We start from the raw sequence: 396 nt of genomic DNA, 5'->3' as shown, positions 1-396 counted from the left end.
TGAATAAAAGAAAATTATTTTTTTATTATTAAGGTTTTCCGTAAAAAAGCTACAAATCAGCATTTTACCTTTGATTTTAATATTTAATACAAAGCAAACTATGATAACAAAAATCCATCTAAATAATGTAGCGAGTTACAAAAGTCAGATAACTTTAGAGACAGATAAAAAAGTAAATCTTATTTATGGATTAAATGGAACAGGTAAAAGTACTTTTTCTAATTTTCTTCATAAACAAAATGATGAAAATTTTAAAAATTGCTCCATTGAAGGACTGGATGATACTCACGAAATACTAGTCTATAATCAAACTTTTATTCAAGAAACTTTTTTTGAATCTGAAAATCTAAAGGGAATTTTTACTCTTTCAAAAGAAAACAAGGACGCTGAGACAAA

1 protein-coding gene is annotated in these 396 nt (G+C 25.0%); it reads left to right on the top strand.

Features of this window, described 5'->3' with window-relative positions; genetic code table 11:
- Positions 1 to 100 precede the first annotated feature (100 nt).
- A partial coding sequence (locus AB3U87_RS22455) for an AAA family ATPase (protein WP_394150660.1) occupies positions 101 to 396 on the top strand: 296 nt, incomplete at its 3' end.

Source organism: Erwinia plantamica (assembly GCF_043420595.1).
Classification (GTDB): domain Bacteria; phylum Pseudomonadota; class Gammaproteobacteria; order Enterobacterales; family Enterobacteriaceae; genus Erwinia; species Erwinia aeris.
The sequence above is the reverse complement of the archived record's forward strand: the minus strand, read 5'-3'. Positions and strand labels throughout refer to the sequence as shown.